The organism is Azonexus sp. MM2026_4, from assembly GCF_055901855.1.
Genome location: NZ_CM148380.1, coordinates 1,083,729 through 1,106,449, shown reverse-complemented (window position 1 = coordinate 1,106,449; position 22,721 = coordinate 1,083,729). Strand labels below are relative to the sequence as shown.

At 66.6% G+C, this 22,721-nt stretch carries 23 protein-coding genes; 14 read left to right on the top strand and 9 right to left on the bottom strand.

Features of this window, described 5'->3' with window-relative positions:
• Positions 1-3 precede the first annotated feature (3 nt).
• Genes recJ through AC0KWY_RS05150 form a run of 3 tightly spaced genes read right to left on the bottom strand, consistent with a single transcriptional unit; the run spans position 4 to position 2,948 of the window.
• Positions 4-1,692, bottom strand: a complete 1,689-nt coding sequence (gene recJ / locus AC0KWY_RS05160; RefSeq protein WP_474028571.1) for a single-stranded-DNA-specific exonuclease RecJ — start codon at positions 1,690-1,692, stop codon at positions 4-6.
• On the bottom strand, positions 1,689-2,720 hold the full coding sequence (locus AC0KWY_RS05155) for a hypothetical protein (protein WP_474028570.1): 1,032 nt from the start codon (positions 2,718-2,720) through the stop codon (positions 1,689-1,691). The genes recJ and AC0KWY_RS05155 overlap by 4 nt, the downstream gene beginning before the upstream one ends.
• Positions 2,721-2,777: 57 nt before the next feature.
• Positions 2,778-2,948 carry a hypothetical protein gene (locus tag AC0KWY_RS05150; protein WP_474028569.1) on the bottom strand — a complete coding sequence of 57 codons (171 nt, stop codon included), beginning with the start codon at positions 2,946-2,948 and terminating at the stop codon, positions 2,778-2,780.
• A gap of 100 nt (positions 2,949-3,048) precedes the next feature.
• On the opposite strand from AC0KWY_RS05150, the gene AC0KWY_RS05145 reads away from it, so the two are divergent.
• The 5 genes from AC0KWY_RS05145 (at position 3,049) to AC0KWY_RS05125 (ending at position 8,542) form a co-directional block, all read left to right on the top strand.
• Positions 3,049-4,257, top strand: a complete 1,209-nt coding sequence (locus AC0KWY_RS05145; protein WP_474028568.1) for an MFS transporter — start codon at positions 3,049-3,051, stop codon at positions 4,255-4,257.
• 63 nt (positions 4,258-4,320) lie between these two features.
• On the top strand, positions 4,321-4,584 hold the full coding sequence (locus AC0KWY_RS05140) for a hypothetical protein (protein WP_474028567.1): 264 nt from the start codon (positions 4,321-4,323) through the stop codon (positions 4,582-4,584).
• A gap of 154 nt (positions 4,585-4,738) precedes the next feature.
• On the top strand, positions 4,739-5,602 hold the full coding sequence (locus tag AC0KWY_RS05135; RefSeq protein ID WP_474028566.1) for a DUF4349 domain-containing protein: 864 nt from the start codon (positions 4,739-4,741) through the stop codon (positions 5,600-5,602).
• 46 nt (positions 5,603-5,648) lie between these two features.
• A complete protein-coding gene (gene nudC / locus AC0KWY_RS05130; RefSeq protein ID WP_474028565.1) occupies positions 5,649-6,446 on the top strand; it encodes an NAD(+) diphosphatase in 798 nt (265 codons plus the stop codon).
• Between the two features lie 53 nt (positions 6,447-6,499).
• On the top strand, positions 6,500-8,542 hold the full coding sequence (locus tag AC0KWY_RS05125; RefSeq protein ID WP_474028564.1) for an autotransporter domain-containing protein: 2,043 nt from the start codon (positions 6,500-6,502) through the stop codon (positions 8,540-8,542).
• Positions 8,543-8,600: 58 nt separating this feature from the next.
• On the opposite strand, the gene AC0KWY_RS05120 is transcribed toward AC0KWY_RS05125, so the two are convergent.
• From AC0KWY_RS05120 to AC0KWY_RS05110, 3 genes are read right to left on the bottom strand one after another with little or no spacing between them, the layout of a single operon-like run.
• A complete protein-coding gene (locus tag AC0KWY_RS05120; protein ID WP_474028563.1) occupies positions 8,601-9,440 on the bottom strand; it encodes a M48 family metallopeptidase in 840 nt (279 codons plus the stop codon).
• A gap of 4 nt (positions 9,441-9,444) precedes the next feature.
• Positions 9,445-9,891, bottom strand: a complete 447-nt coding sequence (locus tag AC0KWY_RS05115) for a YbjQ family protein (RefSeq protein WP_474028562.1) — start codon at positions 9,889-9,891, stop codon at positions 9,445-9,447.
• Between the two features lie 4 nt (positions 9,892-9,895).
• Positions 9,896-10,210, bottom strand: a complete 315-nt coding sequence (locus AC0KWY_RS05110) for a YbjQ family protein (RefSeq protein WP_416692398.1) — start codon at positions 10,208-10,210, stop codon at positions 9,896-9,898.
• A gap of 88 nt (positions 10,211-10,298) precedes the next feature.
• On the opposite strand from AC0KWY_RS05110, the gene AC0KWY_RS05105 reads away from it, so the two are divergent.
• The 4 genes from AC0KWY_RS05105 (at position 10,299) to AC0KWY_RS05090 (ending at position 15,690) form a co-directional block, all read left to right on the top strand.
• Positions 10,299-11,540: a lipoprotein-releasing ABC transporter permease subunit gene (locus AC0KWY_RS05105; protein WP_474029700.1), complete on the top strand. Its 1,242-nt coding sequence runs from the start codon at positions 10,299-10,301 to the stop codon at positions 11,538-11,540.
• Positions 11,533-12,213, top strand: coding sequence for a lipoprotein-releasing ABC transporter ATP-binding protein LolD (lolD, locus tag AC0KWY_RS05100; RefSeq protein ID WP_474028561.1), 681 nt, complete (start codon positions 11,533-11,535; stop codon positions 12,211-12,213). Before AC0KWY_RS05105 ends, lolD begins: the two co-directional genes overlap by 8 nt.
• Positions 12,214-12,277: 64 nt before the next feature.
• The gene (locus AC0KWY_RS05095) at positions 12,278-14,293 is read left to right on the top strand and encodes a methyl-accepting chemotaxis protein (protein WP_474028560.1); all 2,016 of its coding nucleotides are present in this window, start codon (positions 12,278-12,280) and stop codon (positions 14,291-14,293) included.
• An 89-nt stretch (positions 14,294-14,382) separates the two neighbouring features.
• The gene (locus tag AC0KWY_RS05090; RefSeq protein ID WP_474028559.1) at positions 14,383-15,690 is read left to right on the top strand and encodes a phenylacetate--CoA ligase family protein; all 1,308 of its coding nucleotides are present in this window, start codon (positions 14,383-14,385) and stop codon (positions 15,688-15,690) included.
• On the opposite strand, the gene AC0KWY_RS05085 is transcribed toward AC0KWY_RS05090, so the two are convergent.
• Entirely contained in the window at positions 15,682-16,224 is a 543-nt protein-coding gene (locus AC0KWY_RS05085; protein ID WP_474028558.1) for a DUF2062 domain-containing protein, read from the bottom strand. The two genes, AC0KWY_RS05090 and AC0KWY_RS05085, sit on opposite strands and share 9 nt — an antisense overlap.
• Before the next feature lie 300 nt (positions 16,225-16,524).
• Here AC0KWY_RS05085 and AC0KWY_RS05080 point away from each other — a divergent pair, with 300 nt between their 5' ends.
• The 3 genes from AC0KWY_RS05080 to AC0KWY_RS05070 all read left to right on the top strand — a co-directional run bounded on the left by AC0KWY_RS05080 (position 16,525) and on the right by AC0KWY_RS05070 (position 20,461).
• The gene (locus AC0KWY_RS05080; protein ID WP_474028557.1) at positions 16,525-18,825 is read left to right on the top strand and encodes a DNA internalization-related competence protein ComEC/Rec2; all 2,301 of its coding nucleotides are present in this window, start codon (positions 16,525-16,527) and stop codon (positions 18,823-18,825) included.
• Positions 18,826-18,905: 80 nt separating this feature from the next.
• Complete coding sequence (locus tag AC0KWY_RS05075; protein ID WP_474028556.1) at positions 18,906-19,706, top strand: alpha/beta fold hydrolase; 801 nt, start codon at positions 18,906-18,908, stop codon at positions 19,704-19,706.
• On the top strand, positions 19,703-20,461 hold the full coding sequence (locus tag AC0KWY_RS05070; RefSeq protein WP_474028555.1) for an alpha/beta fold hydrolase: 759 nt from the start codon (positions 19,703-19,705) through the stop codon (positions 20,459-20,461). Before AC0KWY_RS05075 ends, AC0KWY_RS05070 begins: the two co-directional genes overlap by 4 nt.
• On the opposite strand, the gene AC0KWY_RS05065 is transcribed toward AC0KWY_RS05070, so the two are convergent.
• Both AC0KWY_RS05065 and AC0KWY_RS05060 read right to left on the bottom strand, forming a co-directional pair.
• Positions 20,448-21,053: a YybH family protein gene (locus tag AC0KWY_RS05065; protein WP_474028554.1), complete on the bottom strand. Its 606-nt coding sequence runs from the start codon at positions 21,051-21,053 to the stop codon at positions 20,448-20,450. The two genes, AC0KWY_RS05070 and AC0KWY_RS05065, sit on opposite strands and share 14 nt — an antisense overlap.
• 180 nt (positions 21,054-21,233) lie before the next feature.
• Positions 21,234-21,776: a gamma carbonic anhydrase family protein gene (locus AC0KWY_RS05060; protein ID WP_474028553.1), complete on the bottom strand. Its 543-nt coding sequence runs from the start codon at positions 21,774-21,776 to the stop codon at positions 21,234-21,236.
• A 97-nt stretch (positions 21,777-21,873) separates the two neighbouring features.
• Here AC0KWY_RS05060 and AC0KWY_RS05055 point away from each other — a divergent pair, with 97 nt between their 5' ends.
• Together AC0KWY_RS05055 and AC0KWY_RS05050 are read left to right on the top strand one after the other, a co-directional pair.
• On the top strand, positions 21,874-22,308 hold the full coding sequence (locus tag AC0KWY_RS05055) for a hypothetical protein (RefSeq protein ID WP_474028552.1): 435 nt from the start codon (positions 21,874-21,876) through the stop codon (positions 22,306-22,308).
• Positions 22,309-22,361: 53 nt separating this feature from the next.
• Complete coding sequence (locus AC0KWY_RS05050; protein ID WP_474028551.1) at positions 22,362-22,718, top strand: nucleotide pyrophosphohydrolase; 357 nt, start codon at positions 22,362-22,364, stop codon at positions 22,716-22,718.
• The last annotated feature ends 3 nt before the right edge of the window (positions 22,719-22,721 follow it).

Here is a 22,721-nt window from a genome sequence, read left to right as displayed (position 1 = left end):
GTCCTACTCCAGGTACTCGATCATCAACTGCGGAGTCTCGACGCCCATGTATTCGTTGACCGACAGCCGGTAGGCGGCGCGGGTGTTGTGGCCGGGCTGGCTGGCGAAGTTGAACTGGATCGCCTCGATCCGGCTGTTGCCCTTCTTCAGACGTAGCTTCAGGTGTTTTTCCTTGAGCACGCGCTGTTGCTCGACTTCGAACTCGTCGCAGAACAGTGGCGCCGGGAAGCCCTGGCCCCAGATTTCGTTTTCCAGCAGCTTGGCGGTTTCCAGGCTGATGTAGCCGCCTTCGAGCGGGCCGTCGGTTTCCAGCGTGCGGGTGAGGTCGGACGGGGCGAGGAGTTCGCCGGCGACTTCGGCGAAGAGCGCCTGGAAGCGCTCGAAATCGCCGGCTTTGATGGTGGCGCCGGCCGCCATCGCGTGGCCGCCGAAGCGGACGAGCAGGCCGGGGGCGCGCTTGGCGACGAGGTCGAGCGCATCGCGCAGGTGCAGGCCGGGGATCGAGCGGCCGGAGCCCTTGACGATGCCGCCCTCGCTTTGCGCGAAGGCGAACACCGGCCGGTGCAGCTTGTCCTTGATGCGCGAGGCGAGGATGCCGACGACGCCTTCGTGCCAGTCCGGGTCGAAGAGGGCGACGCCGGGCGCGGCGGCGTCGACGTCCATCGTTTCCAGCAGCGCCAGCGCCTGTTCCTGCATGCCGGACTCGATTTCGCGGCGTTCGCGGTTCAGGTTGTCGAGTTCCTGGGCGATGTTGAGCGCCCGCGCCGGGTCGTCGGTGAGCAGGCATTCGACGCCCAGGCGCATGTCGGCGAGCCGGCCGGCGGCGTTCAGGCGCGGCCCGATCAGGAAGCCGAGGTCGAAGGCGGTGGCCTTGCGCGCATCGCGCCCGGCGGCCTTGAACAGCGCCGCGATGCCCGGTTGCAGGCGGCCGGCGCGCATGCGCTTCAAACCCTGGCTGACCAGGATGCGGTTGTTGCGGTCGAGCTTGACGACGTCGGCGACGGTGCCGAGCGCGACCAGATCGAGCAGATCGGCGAAGTTGGGCTCGGGGCGCTCGGTGAAGTAAGCGCGCTGGCGCAGTTCAGCGCGCAACGCCAGCATCACGTAGAACATCACGCCGACGCCGGCGATGCACTTCGACGGGAAGTCGCAGCCGGGCTGGTTGGGATTGACGATGCAGTCGGCGTCAGGGAGTGATTCTCCGGGCAGGTGATGGTCGGTGATCAGCGTGGCGATGCCGTGCTGCTGGGCGCGGGCGACGCCTTCGAGGCTGGCGATGCCGTTGTCGACGGTGATGATCAGGTCGGGCGATTGCTGTGCGGCGACGTTGACGATCTCCGGCGACAGCCCGTAGCCGAGCTTGAAGCGGTCGGGCAGCAGGAAATCGACGTCGGCACCGAGCGCCTTCAGCGCGCGCATGCCGACGGCGGTGGCGGTGGCGCCGTCGCAGTCGTAGTCGCCGATGATCAGGAGCTTCGCTTCGGCCTCGATGGCGTCGGCGAGCAGGCTGGCGGCGTCGCCGGCGTGGGTCAGCGCGGCCGGCGGCAGCAGCGATTTCAGTTCGTAGTCGAGTTCGCTCTTGTCGGTGACGCCGCGCGCGGCGTAGAGGCGGGCGAGCAGGGGATGCAGGCCCTGCTGTTCGAGTTGCCAGACGGTGCGCGGCGGCGCGCTGCGGGTGACGATGCGGGTCAAGATGTTTTTCCTTGCGGCCCGGCCAGCGCCAGGGCGACTTGTTGCGGCGTGCGGCCGGATTTCCAGAACTTCCAGCGCTCGCCGGCGGCGAGCGTCCATTGCAGGCGTCCGTAGATGGTCGGTGCGACGATGACGAGCTTCCTGACGGTCTTGCCGAGACGCTTCTGGATCGGCGCCAGCCAGTCGGTGTCGAAGCGCTCGCAGGCGCGTCGCCAGCCGTCCGGGTCTTCGTAGAGCACGGTCGGCAGCAGCGTGTCGACGACGACCAGCGGCCGTTGCGCGCCGCTGTCGAGGACGGCGCCGGCGTCGGCCGGCAGCGCCTGCGCGGCAACGCCGGCGGCGCGGGCGAGGCCGCGCGCCAGCGGGTCGTCGGCAATAACCGCGTCCGGGCCGCTGGCCGGCGTTGCCGCCGGGCCGTTGCCCCACAGCCAGAGGCTGTTGATCGCCGGCTTGCCGGCAGCGGCGCGCGCGGCGTTGACCGGGTGCAGGTGGAGGAACATCTGCACCTCGTTCAGCCAGCGGTGCAGCGGTGAAGTCTTGTCGCTCAGGTCGCTGTCCATGCGCCGGCCGGCGACGGCGGAGAGCGGCGCGGCGACGTGCTCGGCCGGCTGATGCAAACGTAAATACCAGCGCCGCGGCGTCGCCGCGTGGAAGACGCCGATCTCGGCGAACTCGGTGTTGAGCGCGCCGACCAGCGCCTGCGCCTCGGCGGCGTCGATGTCGAAGGCGCCGGCGTCGGCAAGGACGATGCGTTCGTGGTGAAAGCGCAGGTGCACCGGGTCGGCGCATAGCCAGTGGCCGTCTTCCTCTGTGCAGCCGTCTTCGCCGAGGCGGCGGAAAGCGGCACTGCCGGCGTTGGCGATGCCGAACTGTTCGAGCAGGGCGGATTCGACGGCCAGCGGTTCGCCGCGGCTGAAGGCGGCGTGCCCGTCGAGCCAGGCGAAGGCCGGCGTGCTGAGGTCGGCGAGGGTTTGCGTGTCGCCCGGTTCGGGCCAGATCAGTTCGGGGACGAGCAGGGTGAGGCGCACGGCGAAACTCGGGGCAGGGGAAGCCGCGAGTTTACCACCGCGCGGCGGCCGGCCGGCTCAGTTCGCGGCGTCGTCGGCCGATTTGCCGCGGCGACCGCCGAGCATCAGCAAGAGGCGCAGGACGACGACGGCGGCGCCGGCACTGCCGAGCACCGTCGGCCAGCCCCAGGCGGGGAATAACGCAGCGGCGAGCGCCGCCAGAATCAGGAAGAGGAGGGCGAAATGCATGGCCGCATGGTAATCGCCCCTCGCTTCCGGTGACAATCCCGCACTACCGATCCGCCGCCGCGCCGCGTATCCTTGGCGTCCCCCGCAATCCTGCCCGCCGATGACGACCGAACTGACTCCGCGCAACGAACGCCTGCTCCTGCTGGTCCTGGCCGCCATCCAGTTCGGTCATATCCTCGATTTCATGATCATGATGCCGCTCGGGCCGATCCTGATGCGGGCCTTCGGCATCAACGCGGCGGAGTTCGGTTTCCTGGTTGCTTCCTACAGCTTCAGCGCGGCGGCGGCCGGCCTGCTCGGCGCCACCTTCGTCGACCGTTTCGAACGCAAGCGCCTGCTGCTCGTCGTCGTCGCGCTGTTCGGGCTGGCGACGCTGGCCTGCGCGCTGGCGCCGGGTTACGCCACGCTGCTCGTGGCGCGCGGGCTGGCCGGGACTTTCGGCGGCCTGCTCGGGGCGCTGGTGCAGACGATGGTCGGCGACGCCATCCCGTTTGCCCGTCGGGCCCAGGCGACCGGCGTCGTCGCCAGCGCCTTCTCGATTTCGACCATCGCCGGCGTGCCGCTGTCGCTGTGGCTGGCCAACCACCTCGGCTGGCACGCGCCCTTCGTGCTGGTGGCGGCGATTGCTGCCGTCTGTATCGCCGTCGGCCTGCGCTGCCTGCCGGAACTGCACGGCCATCTCGGCGCCCCGGCGCATCCGCTGGCGGCGGCCGGCGAAGTGCTCAAGGAAGGCAACCACCTGCGGGCGCTGCTGTTCTCGGCGCTGGTCATCTTCTCGGGATTCACCGTGATCCCGTACATCACGATCCAGGCGGTCGGCAACGTCGGCATCGCCCAGTCCGAGATCCCCCTCGTTTACCTGGTCGGTGGCGCCGCCACTTTCTTCAGCGCCCGCGCCATCGGCCGCTGGGCCGACCGCCGCGGCAAGGTGGCGGTCTATCGCTGGCTGGCCTTGGCGGCGCTGTTGCCGCTGCTGCTCGTCACCCACGCCGGACACTTGCCGCTGTGGGGCTGGCTGATCTGCTCGACCAGTTTCTTCGTGCTGATCTCGGGGCGCATGATTCCCGCCATGGCGATCGTCACCTCGGCCGCCCAGCCGCGCCTGCGCGGCACCTTCATGTCGCTCAACGGCACCGTGCAGGCATTGGCGATGGGGTTGGCGACGACGCTTGCCGGTGTTCTGGTCGAGGTCGATGCGGCGGGTCAGTTGCACGGTTACCCGCTGGTCGGCTACGTGGCGATCGGCGCCAATCTGCTGGGATTCGCCTGGGTCGGCCGGGTTGTCATGCATACCCGGGCTGCGGGCTGAAGCCGGGCAGGCTAAACTGCGTCACTTGCCTTCCCTGAGCTACACCAACCTACGGAGTTCCGTATGAGCCGTTCCTTCCTGACCGGCGCCGTCTTCGGCGCTGCCCTGCTGGGCGCCGCCTTGTTGCTGAACCCCTCAGCCGATCGCCATCGCGACAGGATCAAGGCGGCGCTCGCCGAGCGCAGTCAACTCAACGCCGTACTCGGTGTCGGCGCCTTGGTGGCCTTCGCTTCCAACTACCACAACCTTGGCGTCGCCTCCTACACCACGGCGGGCGAGCAGAACTTGTCGTTTGGCGTGCTCGGCATGGTCTTCGTCCTCGACTAGGCCCGATCCGGGACCAGCGCTCCATTCCGGGGGCGCGCAGCGTTTCAAGCGGTGCCGTTTCCCTTCGGGTTTTTCAAACGGCATAATGCGCATGGCAAATTTCCGGGCGGCGTCCTGCGCTGCCTGCAACCTTCGAAGCATTTACCGGAACTCCATGAAATCTTTTGGCGTATTGACCGCGTTCATCCGGGAGCGAGCGACGCGTTCGCTGCCGATCGTTTTCTCCTTCGTCATCCTTGCCGGTTGCGGCAACAAACACGAACCCGGTAGCCAGACGGGGGGGGCGGCGGAACGCGCCCCTGCCGAGCAAAGCGCACCGGCACCCGCCGACAGTCCGAGTCGTTACATGGCCTACGAGCACGCCATCAAGCTCGAGGTGGCCGAGGAGCGCGTCGCCGAAGTTCACCGGCAGGCCGAAGCCGCCTGTCTGGCGGCGGCGGCCGAACAATGCGTCATCCTCGAATCGCGCATCGGCACGGGGCGGGGCAGTTATGCGCAGATCACCCTGCGCGCCAAGGCGGCCGGCATCCGGCAACTGATGAGCGCCCTGAGCGCCCAAGGCAGGGTCGCCAGCCAGTCGACGACGGCGGAGGACCTGGCCGGCCCGCTCGAGGATTCGGCCAAGAAGCTGGCCATGCTGAACGACTATCGGAGCAAGCTCGAAGTCCTGCGCAACAAGGCGAGCGGCGATATCGACGCGATGATCACGGTGAACCGGGAACTGGCCCAGACGCAGGCACAAATCGAGGAAATCAGCGGCGCCCGCGCCCACGACCTGCAACGCGTGAATACCGAGGTGCTGCGCCTGTCGATATCGGCGACCGGTGTCACGTCGTCCTGGCGGCCGGTGCGCGATGCGCTGGACGAGTTCGTCGATAACCTGGCGCGCGGCTTGTCGGGCGCGATCACGGCGATTGCCTACCTCATTCCGTGGAGCATGCTCTTCCTGCTGCTCGGCTGGCTGCTCCGCCTGCTGTGGCGCCGAATCCGCAAGCCGGCGCCGAAAGCGGCGGCTTGAGCGTCGGCGCGTTAAACTGCCAGCCCTTTTTCCCCGGAGTCGAGCAATGAACGAGGCCGTTTACTGGATACTGCGCTGCCAGCACCGTGTGCTCACCGTGCCCGGCGACTGGCCTTTTCCTTTCGGCACGGCGGCGGATTTCGGCCTGCCGGCCGGCGGCCTGGCAGTCGGCGAAATCGGCGGCCGGCCCTGTCGGGCGCTCGATGTCGCCGACTGGCCGGCGATCGGCGCTGGCGAAGCGGTGCCCTTGCGGGCGCTGCACGGCCTGGCCGGGATGGAGGTGTTCGCTTTCGCCGGGCGGGCGACGCAACTGCTCGACTGGCAGGCCAACCACCGTCATTGCGGCAGTTGCGGTACGCCGACCGCGCGCCTCGGCGGGGAATTCGCGATGCGTTGCCCGGCCTGCGGGCTGGTCGTCTATCCCCGGCTGTCGCCGGCGGTGATGGTCCTGGTGCGCGACGGCGAGCGTCTGCTGCTGGCGCGCAGCCCGCATTTCAAGGAAGGCGTCTACAGCGCGCTGGCCGGTTTCGTCGAACCCGGGGAAACGCTGGAGCAATGCGCGGCGCGTGAGGTGCGCGAGGAGGTCGGGGTCGACATCGCCAGCCTGCGCTATTTCGCCAGCCAGCCGTGGCCTTTCCCGAACTCGCTGATGATAGCCTTCTTTGCCGATTACGCGGGCGGCGACATCGTTCCCCAGCCGGGCGAGATCGAGGACGCCGCCTGGTTCACGCCGGACGCGCTGCCGGCCTTGCCGGACCCGGTGAGTATCGCCCGCCGGCTGATCGACGCGGCGCTGGCTCCCGCCAATTTTCGCAACCTTATCCCGGAAGAGGCGGAGCGCTAATATAATTTTGCACCGATCATCACTCCTTCATTCATTCCAAACAGAGCCCGCTCATGAAGTGCAAATCCTTCCTGCCGCCTTTCCGCAGCCATCGTCTCCACGCAGCCTTGGCGCTGGCCATGCCCATGCTCGCCATGTCGGCGAACGTAAAAGCACAAAGCGGGCTGACCGACATTGGTGCTCTTGCTGGTGTTGACTATTCCTATGGCCAAGGTGTTTCTGCCGATGGGTCGGTAACCGTCGGTTATGTCGAGAGCGACAGTGGTGGATACGCTTTCCGCTGGACAGCGTCTGGTGGCATGAGCAGATTGGATAACATTGCTTCGCCGCATTATTCAGAGGCTTTGGGTGTCTCGGCGGATGGCTTGGTGATCGTCGGTGACTTTTCCAGTCCGGATTACAACGCGCAACGTCCTTTCCGCTGGACAGCAGGCACGGGCATGGTTGTACTGCCGGTTCTCTGGGATTCGGGACGCGCCGCCGCGACGGCCACCTCTGCTGACGGTTCGGTGGTGGTGGGTTATGGTTACACGGTTGAAGCTGCAGCAGAGCATGCCTTCCTCTGGAGCGCGGCAAACTGGAATACGGTCCAGGATCTTGGCACCTTGGGCGGGAAAGACTCATATGCTGCCGCTGTTTCCGCAGATGGCAGTGTGGTGGTCGGATCTTCCCAGCCTGCCGGCGGCAATGACTGGACCCAGCAGTACGCGTTTCGCTGGACAAGTGCCGGCGGCATGGTCAACCTCGGTGCTCTGGGTGGAAGCCGATCCAGCGCCCGAGGCGTTTCCGCCGATGGCAACGTGGTGGTCGGTGCCGCCACCACAGCCGGTGATGCAAGCGCGCACGCTTTCCGCTGGACCGCTGCTGGCGGCATGGCCGACCTCGGTACCCTGGGGGGAACCAACTCACGTGCCGCAGCCATCTCCGGCAATGGTTTGGTCATCGTCGGTGCAGCCAGCACCGACAGCGCAACCCGCGCTTTCCGCTGGACCCAGGCCACCGGCATGCAGAGCGTCGAAGACTGGTTGCGCGCCAGCGGTGTAACGGTGGCAAGCGACATAAGCTACGAAGCCACGGCTACCAACAGCGACGGCAGCGTTGTGGTGGGCTATCTCGAAAACGAGTCTGCTTTCATCGCCCGCGGTGCAGGGACTGGTCAGGAAGGGGGGCTGATCACCCTGGCCGACGTGCAGAACAGTCTTGCCGGTACCGCCAGGGCGAACAGCATGGCCTTGTCTTCCAACAATACACTCATTCACGGGGCGCACAGTCGCCCGCTGGCACGCCGTGTTGCGGCCGGCCAGAATACCTACTGGCTGGCCGGCGACTGGGGTCGCGACGACCACGGCGACCGCGATGGCGATCTCGGTCTCGCCGAATTCGGCATCGGGCGAAATTTCGGTCCGGCGCAGGTGAATATCTCGCTCGGCCAGACTTGGGCGAAGCAGCACCAGCTATTGAATGGCCAGACCAAAACCGACGGCAGCTATTTGCTGCTCGAAGCCCTTGTCCCCGTTTCCGGCAATATTTCGGCCACGCTGGGCGCTTACCGCAACTGGGGGGATGCCAAGCTGAAGCGCGGCTACATCAATGCCGGCGCGCAGGATTTCTCGCGGGCCAAGGCTGATATCGCCACATGGGGCGCACGCGCGCGGGTCGATCTGGAAAATGCCTATACGCTCGCCGGGGCTGCTTTCACACCGTACGCCGATCTCTCCTATGCGGAGGCAAAGCTCGATGCCTACACCGAAACCGGTGGCGGTTTTCCCGCCTACTTCGATGCACGCAAGGAGAAGGCGACTGATCTGCACCTCGGGGTGAATGTCACGAAACCGCTGACGCAGGGCATCAATCTGCTCGCTACGCTGGAAGCGGTGCACCGTTTCGAGAAGAACGGTCCGCATACCACGGGTCAGGTGCTCGGTCTCTTCGGCTTCGATTTGCCGGGCCAGAAGAACGACCAGGACTGGCTGCGCGTCGGGTTTGGCGTGGAAGGCAAGCTGGCCGGGGGAAATGCTTCACTGTCGCTGAATGCGACCACCCAAGGCGAAACAGCCAACTACTGGCTGGCCGCGAACTGGCAAAGATCGTTCTGAGAGGCTGTTCACGTCTTTCTTCCGGAAGCGCTGCGGGCAGCAAAACTGGACATCGCGCTTAGTCGTTTTTCATGAACGCCGGCAGTGGCATCGGCGGCGCTTTTGCCTGGCTGTGGCGGGCGGCGAAGGCGCGGATCGCCGCGATGCGTTGCTCGGTGTCCGGATGCGTCTGCAGCAGCGTCGGCCCGGACGGCATCGATTGCCGGCGGGCGACTTCCTCGAAGAAGGCGGCAGCGTCGCCGACATGGCCGTAGCGCTGCAGGACCGCCTGCAACGCGGCGGCATCGGCGGCTTCTTCCTGGGCGCGGCTGAACGACAGGATGGGCAGCATGCCGACGCCGCCCAGCCATTGCTGCAGGACGCCGTCGCCGACGCCGGAAAAGCTGGCCAGTGCCAGGGCGACGGCAAAGCCGCGACCGATGGCGACGACCGGGTCGCGGTGCTTGATATGGGCGATTTCGTGGGCCAGCACCATGGCCAGCGCGTTCTCGCTGGGCAGGGTGTCGATCAGTCCCTGAAAGACGACGATGTGGCCGCCCAGCGTCGCCATCGCGTTGACCGTGTCGGTGTCGGCGTAATGGACGGTCAGCGTCATTTCCGGCGGCAGCCGCAGGTCGGCCGCCAGCCCGTCGGCGAGCGCCTGCAGGTAGTCGCGCCGCTGGCGCTCGCCCGGCTTTGCCGGAGGCGCCGGCAGCCAGCGGCCGAGGCTGGCGGCGAGCGCCCGTTCCTGGGCGAACGGGATGTGCCGGGCAAGCTGGCCGGCGAGCAGCGACAGCGCGAGCACGGCGATCAGGATGACGGCGCTGATGCCGCCGACGAGCAGCGCGAAATCCTTCAGCGGATGCGTCGGGCTGACGTTGATGCCTTCCGGCACCTCGTGGTTTTCGTACTCGCTCATGCGCTCAGCGGCGCGTCCGGACGGCGGTGCCGTAGGCGAGAACCTCGACGGCGCCAATACCCTGGGCCGCATCCTTGTAGATCGACGCGGTTTCCAGACGCAGGTTCCAGATGCCGCTCGCCCCCTTGCGCCGCGCTTCTTCCTTCATGCGCAGGACGGCTTCGCGGCGGGCGCGTTCGAGTAGCGATTCGTAGGAACTGACGCGACCGCCGACCAGGTTGCGCAGGTTGGCGACGAAGCGCTTGAAGAAATCGACCGAGACGACGACGCTGCCGCAGACCAGGATGCCTTCCAGGCGCTCTTCGTCCGGGATGCGCCGTTCGGAAAAGACGAGGATGTCGCGCAGCGTCTTTTCGCGTTCGATGATCGACTTGAAATGCCGCTTTTCGGCGATCTGTCCGAAGACGAAGCCGAGCAGCAGCAGGACCAGGAATAGGATCAGGTCGAACATCGCGTCATTCCACGACGACGGCGGTGCCGTAGGCGAACAGTTCGGCGGCGCCGGCGGCGACCGACGAGGTCGAGAAGCGGACATTGACCACGGCGTTGGCGCCGATCGCCTTGGCCTGGTCGAGCATGCGCTGCAGCGCTTCCTCGCGCGATTCGGTGAGCAGTTCGGTGTAGCCCTTCAGTTCGCCGCCGAAGATGTTCTTCAGGCCGGCCATCAGGTCGCGGCCGACGTGCTTGGAGCGGACCGTGCTGCCGTTGACCAGGCCGAGGTGCTTGACGATGGTTTTGCCGGGAACGGTCTCGATATTGGTGACGATCATTGCGAATTTCCTCAACAGGTTGCTGGGCCGGGCTTTCCGGGTGCGTGTACCATAGCGGTTTTGTTGCGTTGCGGGAACACGCATGTCATTGCCCTACGAGTTGCTGATCGGCCTGCGCTACACGCGCGCCAAGCGTCGCAACCACTTCATTTCCTTCATCTCGATGATCTCGATGGCCGGCATCGGGCTCGGCGTCGCCGCGCTGATCGTCGTCCTCTCGGTGATGAACGGCTTCCAGAAGGAACTGCGCACGCGCATCCTCGGCGTCGCCTCGCACATCCAGGTCACCGGCATCGACGGTGGGCTCGACCACTGGCAGTCGATCGCCGCCGGTGTCGAGAAACATCCGGAAGTGCGGGCGACGGCGCCCTTCGTCCAGTCGCAGGGGATGTTCTCGGTTGACGGCGAGGTCAAGGGCGCGCTGATCCGCGGCATCGTCCCTGAACTCGAGGACCGCGTCGCCGACTTCCGCAGCACGATCAAGAGCGGCAGCCTCGACGACCTCAAGCCCGGCGAATTCGGCGTCGTCCTCGGCGCCGACCTGGCGCGCTCGCTGCACGTGTTCACCGGCGACAAGGTGACGCTGATCGCGCCGCAGGGCACGGTGACACCGGCCGGCGTGGTGCCGCGCGTGCGCTCGTTCAAGGTGGTCGGCATCTTCGAGGTCGGTATGTACGAGTACGACTCGGGGCTGGCGCTGATCCATCTGCAGGATGCGCAGCGCCTGTACCAGATGGGCGAGCAGGTGAGCGGCGTGCGCCTGAAGGTCGACGACCTGTTCAAGGCACCGCGCATCGCCCGCGAACTGGTCGCCTACATCAACGCCGACGCCTACATCCACGACTGGACCAAGAGCCACGCCAACTTCTTCCGCGCCGTGCAGATCGAGAAGACGATGATGTTCATCATCCTCTCGCTGATCGTCGCCGTCGCTGCCTTCAACCTGGTGTCCACGCTGGTCATGGCGGTCACCGACAAACAGGCCGACATCGCCATCCTGCGCACGCTCGGCGCCCGGCCGCGCTCGATCATGGCGGTGTTCATGATCCAGGGCGCGCTGGTCGGCTGCATCGGCCTGGCGCTCGGCGTCGCCGGCGGCGTCGCGCTGGCGCTCAACGTCGACGTCGTGGTGCCGGCGCTCGAGCGCCTGCTCGGCATCCAGTTCCTGGCCAAGGACGTCTATTACATTTCCGACCTGCCGTCCGAACTGCTGTGGAGCGACGTCTGGGGCGTCACCCTGATCGCCTTCGTGCTCTCGCTGCTGGCGACGCTCTACCCGAGCTGGCGGGCGGCGCGGGTCAATCCGGCGGAGGCGCTGCGCTATGAGTGAAATCATCCTGCAGGCCGAGGGCCTGGCCAAGACCTTCCGTGGCGGCGGGCTCGACGTGGCGGTGCTGGCCGGGATCGATCTGAGCGTTGCCGCCGGTACCACGCTGGCCGTGGTCGGCTCTTCCGGCTCCGGCAAGAGCACCCTGCTGCACCTGCTGGGCGGGCTCGACGCACCGAGCGCCGGTGCGGTGTCGCTGATGGGGCGCGATTTCTCGGCCTTGAACGAGGTCGATCGCGGCGACTGGCGCAACCGCCACCTCGGCTTCGTTTATCAGTTCCATCACCTGCTGCCTGAGTTCTCGGCGCTGGAGAACGTCGCCATGCCGCTGCTGATCCGCCGCAGCGAACGCGGCGCGGCGCTTGAACAGGCGGCGGCGATGCTCGCCGCGGTCGGTCTCGGTCACCGCCTGGAACACCGGCCGGGCGAGCTTTCCGGTGGCGAGCGCCAGCGTGCGGCAATCGCCCGCGCGCTGGTCAGTCGGCCGTCGTGCATCCTTGCCGATGAACCGACCGGCAATCTCGACAGTCATACCGCTGCCGGCGTCTTCGAACTGCTGCTCGAGCACGTGCGGCGTCAGGGCGCCAGCCTGGTCATGGTCACCCATGACCGCGGGCTGGCCGCCAGGGCCGATGCGATGATCGAACTGAACGACGGGAAATTGCTCTCCGCCTGATATTCATTTGACATTTTTCGGTCTCTGGCTATTCTGGTCGCGTCCGTAGCCTGGGGGTTGAAAAATGCGTGCCTTGTTCCTGCCGGCAGTGGCTTTGATGAATCGCCTGCATTTCCGCGCCAAGTTCATTTTTCTTGGCAGCGCGCTGGTGGTTGTCTTGCTGGTGCTGCTCTACACGCTCTACGACAACCTCAGCCGCGACATCCGGACCGCCGAGCACGAACTGGCCGGCCTGCAGATGCTCAAGCCGATGAACCGCGCGGTGCAGTTCATGCAGCAACATCGCGGGCTGTCGTCGGGCGTGCTCAATGGCAACGCGGCGATGCAGGAAAAGCGGGCGGCAGTGGCGAAGGAAGTCGAGCAGGCGCTGGAGGAAACCGAGGCGACCCTCAGCCCCGGGTTGCGGAACAGCCCGCGCTGGCAGGCGATCCGCGGCGAATGGACGGCAATCAGCCGCCAGGGGCTGAACTGGTCGGCCCCGGAAAATCTCGCAAGGCACAGCCGGACGATCGCCGGCATCCTCGGTTTCATGGTCGACCTGGCCGACGAAACCGAACTGACGCTGGACCCGGCGATCGATACCTACTATTTCATGGATACCGTCGTCGACAAGATGCCGGCCATGCTCGAGCCGCTCGGCATCATGCGCGCCCGGGGGACGGGAGCGCTCAGTTCGCAGGAGCTGACGCTCGATACGCGGCGCGAGATCGTCGCCCTGCTTGAACGCCTGAGCGGAACCTTGCGGGAGCAGAACGCCAACCTCGAAAAGACGATGAAGTACGCGCCGGAACTGCGCGCCGTGCTGGGCGGGCCGGGCAGCGAATTTGCCGCCGCCAGCGAGAAGGTGTTCAAGCTGGTGCGGGAAGAGATTCTCGAGGAACGCTTCCAGATCTCGGCCGCCGATTATTTCGCGCTGACGACGCAGGTCATCGACCTCGGCTACCGGATCATGTACGACACGCTGATCCCGCAGTTCGAGCAACAACTGGAGAAGCGCAAGGCGGACGCCCAGCGCGTCCTGCTGCTGCAGGGCGTGCTGGCGACCCTGGTGACGCTGCTCGTCGCCTATTTCGGGATTGGCACCTATTACTCGGTGATCGGCACGGTCGAAGTCTTTTCCGCCGGCGCCCGGCGCATGGCCGACGGCGACATGACGGTGCATTTCGCGACCGCCGGCAGTGACGAACTGCACGCTGCCGGGCGCGACCTCAACGACATGGCGGCGTCGATCCGGGCCTTGCTGGCGCGCATCCAGGACGACGTCGGCGAGCTGCGCAACGCCGCCGGCGAACTGGCGGGCTCGAGCCACCAGATCTCGCGCAGCGCCGGCGCGCAGAGCGATTCGGCGTCGAGCATGGCGGCCTCGGTCGAGGAAATGACCGTGGGCGTCGATCACATCGCCAGGAACGCCCAGGATGCCGAGTCCTATTCCCGCGAGTCGGACCGCGTCGCCGGCGAGGGCGGCGACACCGTGCGCCGGGTGGTCGCCGAAATCCAGGGCATCGCCGAGTCGGTCAATCATTCAGCGGCCAGCGTCGAGGCGCTCGGGCTGCAGTCCGACCGGATTTCGACCATCGTCGGCACGATCAAGGACATCGCCGACCAGACCAACCTGCTGGCGCTCAACGCCGCTATCGAGGCGGCGCGGGCCGGCGAGTCGGGGCGCGGCTTCGCCGTGGTCGCCGACGAGGTGCGCAAGCTGGCCGAGCGGACGGCGAAATCGACCCAGGAAATCGCCGGCATGATCGCCGCCATCCAGTCCGGGACGGCGACCGCGGTCGATAGCATGAAGCGCGGCGTGGCACGCGTCGGGCTCGGTGTCGTCGAGGCGCAGCGGGCCGGCGAGTCGATCGGCCTGGTCCAGGAGCATGCGCGGCGGGTGGTCGAGGCGGTGTCCGAGATCACCGTCGCCCTGCGCGAGCAGGCGGCGGCCAGCACCGAGATTGCCCGGAATGTCGAGCGCATCGCCCAGATGGCCGAAGAGAACAATGCCGCCGCCGGCAGCAACGCCCATACTGCCGACGGCCTGCGCCAACTGGCCGAGACGCTCAACGGCGAGGTCGGCCGCTTCCATACCTGAAACCGGCGCCGACGACGCGCGCGCCGGCGCCGGCCGGCGTATCATTTCTCCCTTTGACAACAACAGAAAGCAACCAGGGAGGAAGCTTCATGATTTTCGACATCGAGAACGAGACCTTGCCACGGGAAGAGCTCGAGGCCTTGCAGTTGCGCCGGCTGCGCAACACGGTCGAGCGCTGCTACGCGACGGTCAAGTTCTACCGCGAGGCGATGGATGAACTGGAGGTCAAGCCGCACCACATCCAATCGCTGGCCGATGCCCGTCTGCTGCCCTTCACCAAGAAGGAACAACTGCGCGACAACTATCCTTTCGGCATGTTCGCCGTGCCCACCGAGCAGGTCGTCCGCGTCCATGCCTCGTCCGGTACTACCGGCAAGCCGACCGTCGTCGGCTATACCCGCCGCGACATCGCCAACTGGGCGCAACTGGTTGCCCGCAGCCTGGCTTCCGCCGGTCTGCATCCCGGCGACCGCCTGCACAATGCCTACGGCTACGGCCTGTTCACCGGCGGCCTCGGCCTGCATTACGGCGCCGAGGAACTCGGTGTGCTGACCGTGCCGATGTCCGGCGGCCAGACCCAGAAGCAGGTCATGCTGCTCTCCGACTTCGAAGCCACCGCGCTGTGCTGCACGCCGTCCTACTCGCTGAACATCGCCGAGGAAGCCGAGAGCATCGGCATCGACCTGCGCAAGCTGCCGCTGCGCGTCGGTATTTTCGGCGCCGAGCCATGGACCGAGGAAATGCGCTACGAGATCGAGGCGCGCCTCGGGCTGGAAGCGATCGACATCTACGGGCTGTCCGAAGTCATGGGGCCGGGCGTCGGTGTCGAGTGCATCGAGGCGAAGAAGGGCCTGCACGTCTGGGAAGACCATTTCCTGGTCGAATGCGTGGACGTGACGACCGGGTTGCCGGTGCCGGACGGCGAGGAGGGCGAGATCGTGTTCACCTCGCTGACCAAGGAAGCCTTCCCGATCCTGCGTTACCGCACCCGCGACATTTCGGTGATCGACCGCACGCCGTGCAAGTGCGGCCGCACCCATGCGCGCATCCGGCGCATCTCCGGACGTTCCGACGACATGCTGATCATCCGCGGGGTCAACGTCTTCCCGACCCAGGTCGAGGCGGTGCTGATGCGTACCGAAACGCTGTCACCCTTCTACCAGATCGAAGTGTTCCGCGAAGGCTTCATGGATTCGATGGCGGTCAATGTCGAAGCCAGTCCGCCGCTGTTCGCCAAGGGCCAGGAGGCAATGGACCGTATTGCCGCCAAGGTGCAGAAGGACATCAAGGACTTCATCGGCGTTTCCTGCCAGGTCATCGTCAAACCGACCGGCGCCATCGAGCGTTCGATGGGCAAGGCGGTGCGCGTCATCGACCACCGCAAGAAGTCAGGCTGAAGCAGTTCGCCGGCGGCGCCGGTGCCAGTGGCGGACGAGGTAGAGCCGCCAGGCGCCGCGCGTCAGCAGGTAGCCGGCCAGCGCCAGGCCGTCGGCAAGGACGATCAGGCCGACGGCGAGCGGCCGGGCGACGGCCAGCATCCAGGTGTGCATGGCTTCCGTCCAGGCGCCGAATTCGGCGAAGCTGAACGCCGGCGGCAACAGGAAGCCGGCCGTATCGCCGATCAGCAGGCGGCCGGTCTGGTAGGCCAGCAGGTAGAGCGGGACGATGGTGAACGGGTTGCTGTAGAACGTCACCACCAGCGCCAGCGGCAGGTTGACGCGGAACAGGATGGCGCACAGCGCCGCGCCGGGCATCTGGAAAGGGCCGGGGATCAGACCGCAGAACAGCCCGGCGGCAATTGCCCCGGCCGCCGAGCGGCGGTTGAGGTGCCACAGCCGCGGGTGCAGCAGTGAATTCTCGAACGGCCGCAACCAGGGGTTGCGGCGTATCGTTTCGTGGTCCGGCAGATAATGTTTGAGCAGGCGGCGCATGGGCTGATTATCCTTGAAACCTCAGTTGGACGCGGCCGATGGTGCGTTTGGACGGGATGGCCGGCGCGAAGCGACGACGCGGCAGGCTCGTGCCTGCAAGGAGAAGCGACAAAGCCGGGCGCCCGTCCGGACGTGCCAGCGGCCGCGTAGCGCCATCACTCAACGAGTGAGCCGTATCGTGGGCATTGAGGTCGGCATTCATGCGGCTGCACAAGGAGAGATAAGCGGTCAACTGAGGTTTCAAGGATTATTGCAAAGGCCGGGCTCGTCGTCGGTAACGCTTCGTGTCATGATGTTGGCATGAAATCCGCCGCGCTTGCCTTCGCGCTGGGTGTGTTCCTGCTGCAGACCCAGGCGCTGCTGCCCGATCCCTTGCTGTGGTCGTTGTCGGCGCTTGTCCTGTGCCTGCCGGCCTGGCGCTGGCGCCGCTGGCCGGCGCAACTGTTGCTGCTGATCGGCGCCTGCGGCCTTGGTTTCGGCTGGGCGGCGTGGCGTGCCGAACTGCGCCTGGCCGACCAGCTGGACGCGGCGTGGGAGGGCAGGGACGTCGCGGTGGTCGGCGTGGTCGCCGGCCTGCCGCAGGATTTCGAGCGCGGCGTGCGTTTCGAGTTTGCCATCGAGCGCCGCCTCGATGCCGGCGCCATCGTCCCCGACCGCGTGCAACTGGCCTGGTACGACGACGGCGAGACGCGCCACCCGGTTAATCCCGGCGAGCGCTGGCAATTCACCGTTCGCCTCAAGCGGCCGCACGGCGCGGCCAATCCCGGCAGTTTCGACTACGAACTGTGGCTGCTCGAACGTGGCATCCGCGCCACCGGCTACGTGCGGCCGGCGCCGACGCAGCGTCTCGACGCTTTCGTCGCGCAGCCGGTGTATCTGGTCGAGCGGCTGCGGGCGGCGGTCCGCCAGCGTTTCGAAAGCGCTCTGCCGGCGGCTAGCCATCCCTGGCGCGGCATCCTGACGGCGCTCGCGGTGGGCGACCAGAAGGCGGTGGACGGCGAGCTGTGGACGGTCTTCAACCGCAGCGGCGTGACGCACGCGATGGCGATCAGCGGCCTGCACATCACCCTCGTCGCCGGTCTCTGCGGCGCGCTGCTGGCCGGGCTGTGGCGCCGCCTTCCCGGCCTGGCGCTGCGCTGGCCGGCGCAGAAGGTCGGCGTGCTGACGGCGGCGCTGGCGGCCTTTGCGTATACCGCGCTGGCCGGTTTCGGGGTGCCGGCGCAACGCACCCTGTACATGCTGCTGGTTGCTGTCGCGGCCATGCTTTCCGGACGCATCGTCGCGCCCGGCCGGGTGCTGGCGCTGGCCCTGGTCGTCGTTCTCGTCGTCGATCCCTGGGCGGTGCTGGCGCCGGGTTTCTGGTTGTCGTTCGGCGTCGTCGCCGCCTTGCTTCACGTCGGCGCGGCGCTGGTCGGTACCGGGCGCGGCTGGCGTGAGCGCCTGCGCGGCTGGGGAACGGTGCAGCTGGCGGCGACGCTCGCCTCGCTGCCGATCCTGCTGTTGGTGTTCGGCCAGTTTCCGCTGATTTCGCCGCTCGCCAACCTGGTCGCGATCCCGGTGATCAGCCTGCTGGTGACGCCGCTGGCGCTGCTCGCCGCGCTCCTGCCGTGGAATTTCCCGTTGCAGGCGGCGCACGCGGTGCTCGAGCCGCTGATGCAGTTCCTGTTCTGGTGCGCCGCCTGGCCATTGTGGCAGGTGCCGGCGCCGCATCCGGCGGCGGTGCTGCTGGCCGCCATCGGCGTCGTCGTCTGTCTGCTGCCGCGCGGCGTGCCCGGACGCTGGCTGGGGCTGGCCCTGCTCCTGCCGCTGTTGTTCTGGCCGGCGCCGGAAATTCCCGATGGCGAGGCGCGGGTCGATGTCCTCGACGTCGGCCAGGGGCTGGCGGTAATGGTGCGTACCCGCCAGCATCTGCTGGTCTACGACACCGGTCCGCGCTACGGCAGCGACGCCGATGCCGGGCTGCGGGTGGTGGTTCCCTATCTGCGCTGGCTCGGGGCGACGCGCATCGATCGCCTGCTGCTCACCCATGGCGACGCCGATCATGCTGGCGGTGCCGAATCGCTGCGCGCGGCGCTAGCGGTCGACGAGAGCATTTCGTCGGAGGCGGCGCTGGGGCGGCGTTGCGCCGCCGGCGAGACGTGGCGCTGGGACGGCGTCGATTTCGCGATCCTGCATCCGGCGCTTGAAGCCTATACCGACGACGGCCGGCACAATTCGTTGTCCTGCGTGCTGGCGGTGACGGTCGGCGGCGAGCGCCTGCTGCTGACCGGCGACATCGGCGCTCGCGAGGAGGCGGCAATGCTGGCGCGCGATGCCGCGGCGCTGCGCAGCACCGTCCTGCTGGCACCGCATCATGGCGCCAAAGGCTCGTCGACGGCCGAATTTCTTGCGGCGGTCGGGGCGGGCGAGGTGCTGTTTTCGGTCGGCCATCGCAACCGTTTCGGCCATCCGCGCCCCGAGGTGCTGGAACGCCACGCGGCGAGCGGCGCCCGCCTTTGGCGGACCGATCGTGACGGTGCCTTGCTCCTGACGCTGCGCCCGGCAAGCCGGGAAATTGCCGCCTGGCGCCAGCTACGCCAACGCTACTGGCAGGGACGGTGATACATTTAGCCAAGGAGGTAGGCGTGATGACGATAAAACAACGTAGCGTCCGTTGTCTCAGTCCTTCGGGGCTGCACCGGATGAGTTATTACGAATGGGGTGAGCGCGACAATCCGCGGGTGCTCGTCTGCGTCCATGGCCTGACCCGCAACGCGCGCGATTTCGATCGCCTGGCGCTGGCGCTGTCCGGGCATTACCGGGTCGTCTGTCCGGATGTCGTCGGTCGCGGCCTCAGCGGCTGGCTGCGCGATCCGGCCGCCTACGCGATTCCCCAGTACGTCGCCGACATGGTCACGCTGCTTGCCCGCCTCGACGTCGAGACCGTGCATTGGCTGGGCACCTCGATGGGCGGCTTGATCGGTATGGCGCTGGCGGCGCAGGAAAATTCGCCGGTGATGCGCCTGGTCCTGAACGATGTTGGACCGGCGATCACCCGTGCCGCGCTGCAACGCATTGCCGCCTATGTCGGTGCCGATCCGAGCTGGACCACGCTGGCCGAAGCGGTCGCCTACCTGCGCGAGATCAGCGCACCGTTCGGTGCGCTGAGCGAGGCGCAATGGGTCGAGTTGACCGAAAGCAGCATCCGTCAGCGTGCCGACGGCCGCTGGGGCTTCCGTTACGATCCGCGCATCGCCGGGCCGTTCCGGGCTGCCTTCGGCGACGGCGACATCGCGCTGTGGCCGCTTTACGAGGCGATCCGCTGTCCGACGCTGGCGATCCGCGGCAGTGAATCCGACCTGCTCGCGCGTGACGCCTGGCAGCGCATGGGCGAGTGCGGGCCGCGCGCGGAACTGGCCGAGATTCCCGGGGTCGGACATGCCCCGATATTCCTTTCCGACGACCAGATCGACGTCGTCCGCAATTTCCTCCTGCATGCATGAACACCATCGAGATCCCCGGCTATCGCATCGAAACCCTTGATATCCCCGCCGCCCGTTCCGGGCTGCCGACTCTGGTGCTGTTGCACGAAGGGCTGGGCTGCGTTGCCATGTGGCGCGATTTTCCGCAGCAACTGGCAGCGGCGACCGGTTGCCGGACCATCGTCTATTCGCGGCCGGGGTATGGCGCTTCCGATCCGCACCCGGCAGCGCGCCAGCCGGACTATATGCACCGCGAGGCGCAACACATCCTGCCGGCGCTGCTCGCGGCGATGGCGGTCGAGCGGCCGTTACTGGTCGGGCATAGCGACGGCGGCAGCATCGCCCTGATCTTCGCCGGCAGCTTTCCCGAACGGCCGGTGGGCGTGGTGGTCATGGCGCCGCACGAGTTCGTCGAGGAAGAAACCCTGGCCGGCATCCGCGCCGCCCGCGACATCTGGCACAACAGCGACTGGCCGCAGAAGCTGGCGCGTTACCACCGCGATGCGCCGCGGGTTTTCGCCGACTGGAACGACTGCTGGCTGGCGCCGGCCTTTCGCGACTGGAACATCGAGGCCTGCCTGCCGGCAATCCGCTGCCCGGTGCTGGCGATTCAGGGCGAGGACGACGAATACGCGACGATGCGCCAGATCGAGGCGATCGCCGAGCAGGTGCCGGAGACGCGCCTGCTCAGGCTGGCGCGCTGCGGACACACGCCGCAGCGCGACCAGCCGGCGGCCGTGCTGGCGGCAATCGCCGATTTCGTCAGTTGGCGGTGAACTGTTCGCGGGCGATCCGCCATTGCCCCTGGTCGCGGACCAGTTGCAACTGCTTGACGCCTTCGTCCTCGAAACGCTTCGACCGGTAGTTCATCGGGAAAGTCAGGGTGGCGCGATCCTTGCCGTCCATCTCGATCTCGGCGGCGCCGAAGCTGATGTCGATCAGGCCGGCCTGCTCGATGATGCGACGCCGGCTGGCCTGCCACTGGGCGGGACTTTCCGAGGTGCCCGCGTAGTCGGCGGCGTAGAACGAGAAATAGGCTTCGACGTCGCGATTGGCCCAGGCCTTGCGCCAGGCTTCGAGCGTACGCAGCAACTCGTCGCGGCTTTGCGCGGTGTTGTCGGCGACTGCCGCCGGCGCTGCAGCGACGGCCGTGATGCCGGCCGGCGTGACAACGGCGACGACCGGGGCGGCGCTGACCGTTTCTGTCGGCAGCGGCGCGGCCGCTTCCGTCGGTAATGGCGTAGCCGCTTCCGCCGGTGGCACCACTTCGATCGCCCCCGGCACCGGCAGGGCAGCCGTCGGCTGACTTTCAACGAATTGTTCCGGCGAAGGCGGCGTCGGTGCGCTCAGGTCACTATAAAGACTCATCAGCGCAACCGCGCAAAGTGCCCCGATAGAAACTGCCGCAATCAGGTAAGTGCTAAATCCCGTATTCCCCTTGTTCATGCTGGCTCCCTATTTATGTTCATGAATCGCAACATTATTCTGATCGACCTGCGAGAACCGATTCTTTCATGATAGATAAGAAGATTTGTAAAGAAAGGTGTATTACTTTTGTATAATTGTTGCCGGAAACGCTTGCAGCATCTGGGAATAGCGTTTGGCATTCTCGACATAATGGCTAGCCGAATGTTTTAAACGGGAAATTTCTTCTTCCGACAATTCGCGTACCACTTTTCCCGGTGAGCCGACGATCAGCACCCCATCCGGGAAAATCTTGCCTTCCGGAACCAGAGTATTGGCGCCGACGATGCTCGACCTGCCGATTACCGCCCGGTTGAGGATGACCGAGCCGATGCCGATCAGGCTGCTGTCGCCGACCGTGCAGCCATGCAGCATGACCAGGTGGCCGACGGTGACGTCGCTGCCGATGTGCATCGGCACGCCTTCATCGGTGTGCAGCACCGAACCGTCCTGAATGTTGCTGCGCTCGCCGATGTGAATCGGGTCGTTGTCGCCGCGCAAGGTGGCGTTCCACCAGATCGAAGCCTGGGCGCCGAGGCGGACGTCGCCGATGACCGTGGCGTTGGGGGCGATCCAGGTCTGGTCGCCGAGTTGCGGGATTTTTTCGCCGAGTTGATAGATGGGCATGGGGTTTTCTCCGGGTTGGGCAGGTTCGTCGGCCGATTTTCTCATGTTACGCTTCACCACCGAGCGGGCTGCGGGGCCGGCCAAGCAAAGAGACAGCATGCTATTTCCGAAACTCAAATCCGGACACTGGGTCCTCATCGTCATCGCCCTGCTGGTTGCCCTCGATTGGGCGATCCGCCGGCCGGACGGCCAGACCCGCCAGCTCAACGAAATCCTGGCCAGCCAGGGCAGCGCCGAGTTGCGCAGTTATCCCTATCGTTTCCAGGTGTTGCGCGTCGAGCACGGAATGGCGGTGCTGAGCACGCCGCGCAACGTCGAGGTGCCGGCGTTGCGGGCGCTCGGTGTGCTGCACCCGGAGGTCAACGTCAAGGACCCGAACGATCCGGCCTTCATCGCCGTCGAGAAACAACTGGCCCGGGTGCAGTCCGAGGCCGCCGAACTGGTCCGGGCCCAGCCCGGAATCAAGGGCGTGCGTTGGGAACTCGACCGTCAGTGGCTACGTCGTCAGGGCATCGAGGTGATGGAGCGCTGAAGGGCCGGCCTGTGGCATGATGCCGGGGTTGGCAGGCTTCCCCGGATTGCAGAATGGACGATTTTTCCAGTTTGACCGCCGCCGTGCGCGAATTCCGCGATGCGCGCGACTGGCAGCAGTTTCATACCTTGCGCAACCTGATCGTCTCGCTCAACCTGGAAGCCGGCGAGCTGCTCGAGCTGATGCAGTGGAAGAGCGACGCCGAGGTCGAGGCGCTGGCGAGCGAGCCGACGACGCGCGAGGCGCTGGCCGACGAATGCGCCGATGTCCTGCTCTACCTGCTGCTGATCGCCGAGCGCAGCGGCATCGACCTGGCGGCGGCGAGCCGCGCCAAGCTGCAGAAGAACGCCGCCAAGTACCCGGTCGACAAGGCGCGTGGCTCGCGCGCCAAATACACCGAACTCGGCTGAGGC

Bases quoted from the DNA above. Each gene is read 5' to 3' on its own strand.
- AC0KWY_RS05150 (WP_474028569.1), bottom strand. From the start codon at position 2,948: ATGCATTTCGCCCTCCTCTTCCTGATTCTGGCGGCGCTCGCCGCTGCG.
- AC0KWY_RS05145 (WP_474028568.1), top strand. From the start codon at position 3,049: ATGACGACCGAACTGACTCCGCGCAACGAACGCCTGCTCCTGCTGGTC.
- AC0KWY_RS05140 (WP_474028567.1), top strand. From the start codon at position 4,321: ATGAGCCGTTCCTTCCTGACCGGCGCCGTCTTCGGCGCTGCCCTGCTG.
- AC0KWY_RS05135 (WP_474028566.1), top strand. From the start codon at position 4,739: ATGAAATCTTTTGGCGTATTGACCGCGTTCATCCGGGAGCGAGCGACG.
- nudC (WP_474028565.1), top strand. From the start codon at position 5,649: ATGAACGAGGCCGTTTACTGGATACTGCGCTGCCAGCACCGTGTGCTC.
- AC0KWY_RS05125 (WP_474028564.1), top strand. From the start codon at position 6,500: ATGAAGTGCAAATCCTTCCTGCCGCCTTTCCGCAGCCATCGTCTCCAC.
- AC0KWY_RS05120 (WP_474028563.1), bottom strand. From the start codon at position 9,440: ATGAGCGAGTACGAAAACCACGAGGTGCCGGAAGGCATCAACGTCAGC.
- AC0KWY_RS05115 (WP_474028562.1), bottom strand. From the start codon at position 9,891: ATGTTCGACCTGATCCTATTCCTGGTCCTGCTGCTGCTCGGCTTCGTC.
- AC0KWY_RS05110 (WP_416692398.1), bottom strand. From the start codon at position 10,210: ATGATCGTCACCAATATCGAGACCGTTCCCGGCAAAACCATCGTCAAG.
- lolD (WP_474028561.1), top strand. From the start codon at position 11,533: ATGAGTGAAATCATCCTGCAGGCCGAGGGCCTGGCCAAGACCTTCCGT.
- AC0KWY_RS05095 (WP_474028560.1), top strand. From the start codon at position 12,278: ATGCGTGCCTTGTTCCTGCCGGCAGTGGCTTTGATGAATCGCCTGCAT.
- AC0KWY_RS05090 (WP_474028559.1), top strand. From the start codon at position 14,383: ATGATTTTCGACATCGAGAACGAGACCTTGCCACGGGAAGAGCTCGAG.
- AC0KWY_RS05085 (WP_474028558.1), bottom strand. From the start codon at position 16,224: ATGCGCCGCCTGCTCAAACATTATCTGCCGGACCACGAAACGATACGC.
- AC0KWY_RS05080 (WP_474028557.1), top strand. From the start codon at position 16,525: ATGAAATCCGCCGCGCTTGCCTTCGCGCTGGGTGTGTTCCTGCTGCAG.
- AC0KWY_RS05075 (WP_474028556.1), top strand. From the start codon at position 18,906: ATGAGTTATTACGAATGGGGTGAGCGCGACAATCCGCGGGTGCTCGTC.
- AC0KWY_RS05070 (WP_474028555.1), top strand. From the start codon at position 19,703: ATGAACACCATCGAGATCCCCGGCTATCGCATCGAAACCCTTGATATC.
- AC0KWY_RS05065 (WP_474028554.1), bottom strand. From the start codon at position 21,053: ATGAGTCTTTATAGTGACCTGAGCGCACCGACGCCGCCTTCGCCGGAA.
- AC0KWY_RS05060 (WP_474028553.1), bottom strand. From the start codon at position 21,776: ATGCCCATCTATCAACTCGGCGAAAAAATCCCGCAACTCGGCGACCAG.
- AC0KWY_RS05055 (WP_474028552.1), top strand. From the start codon at position 21,874: ATGCTATTTCCGAAACTCAAATCCGGACACTGGGTCCTCATCGTCATC.
- AC0KWY_RS05050 (WP_474028551.1), top strand. From the start codon at position 22,362: ATGGACGATTTTTCCAGTTTGACCGCCGCCGTGCGCGAATTCCGCGAT.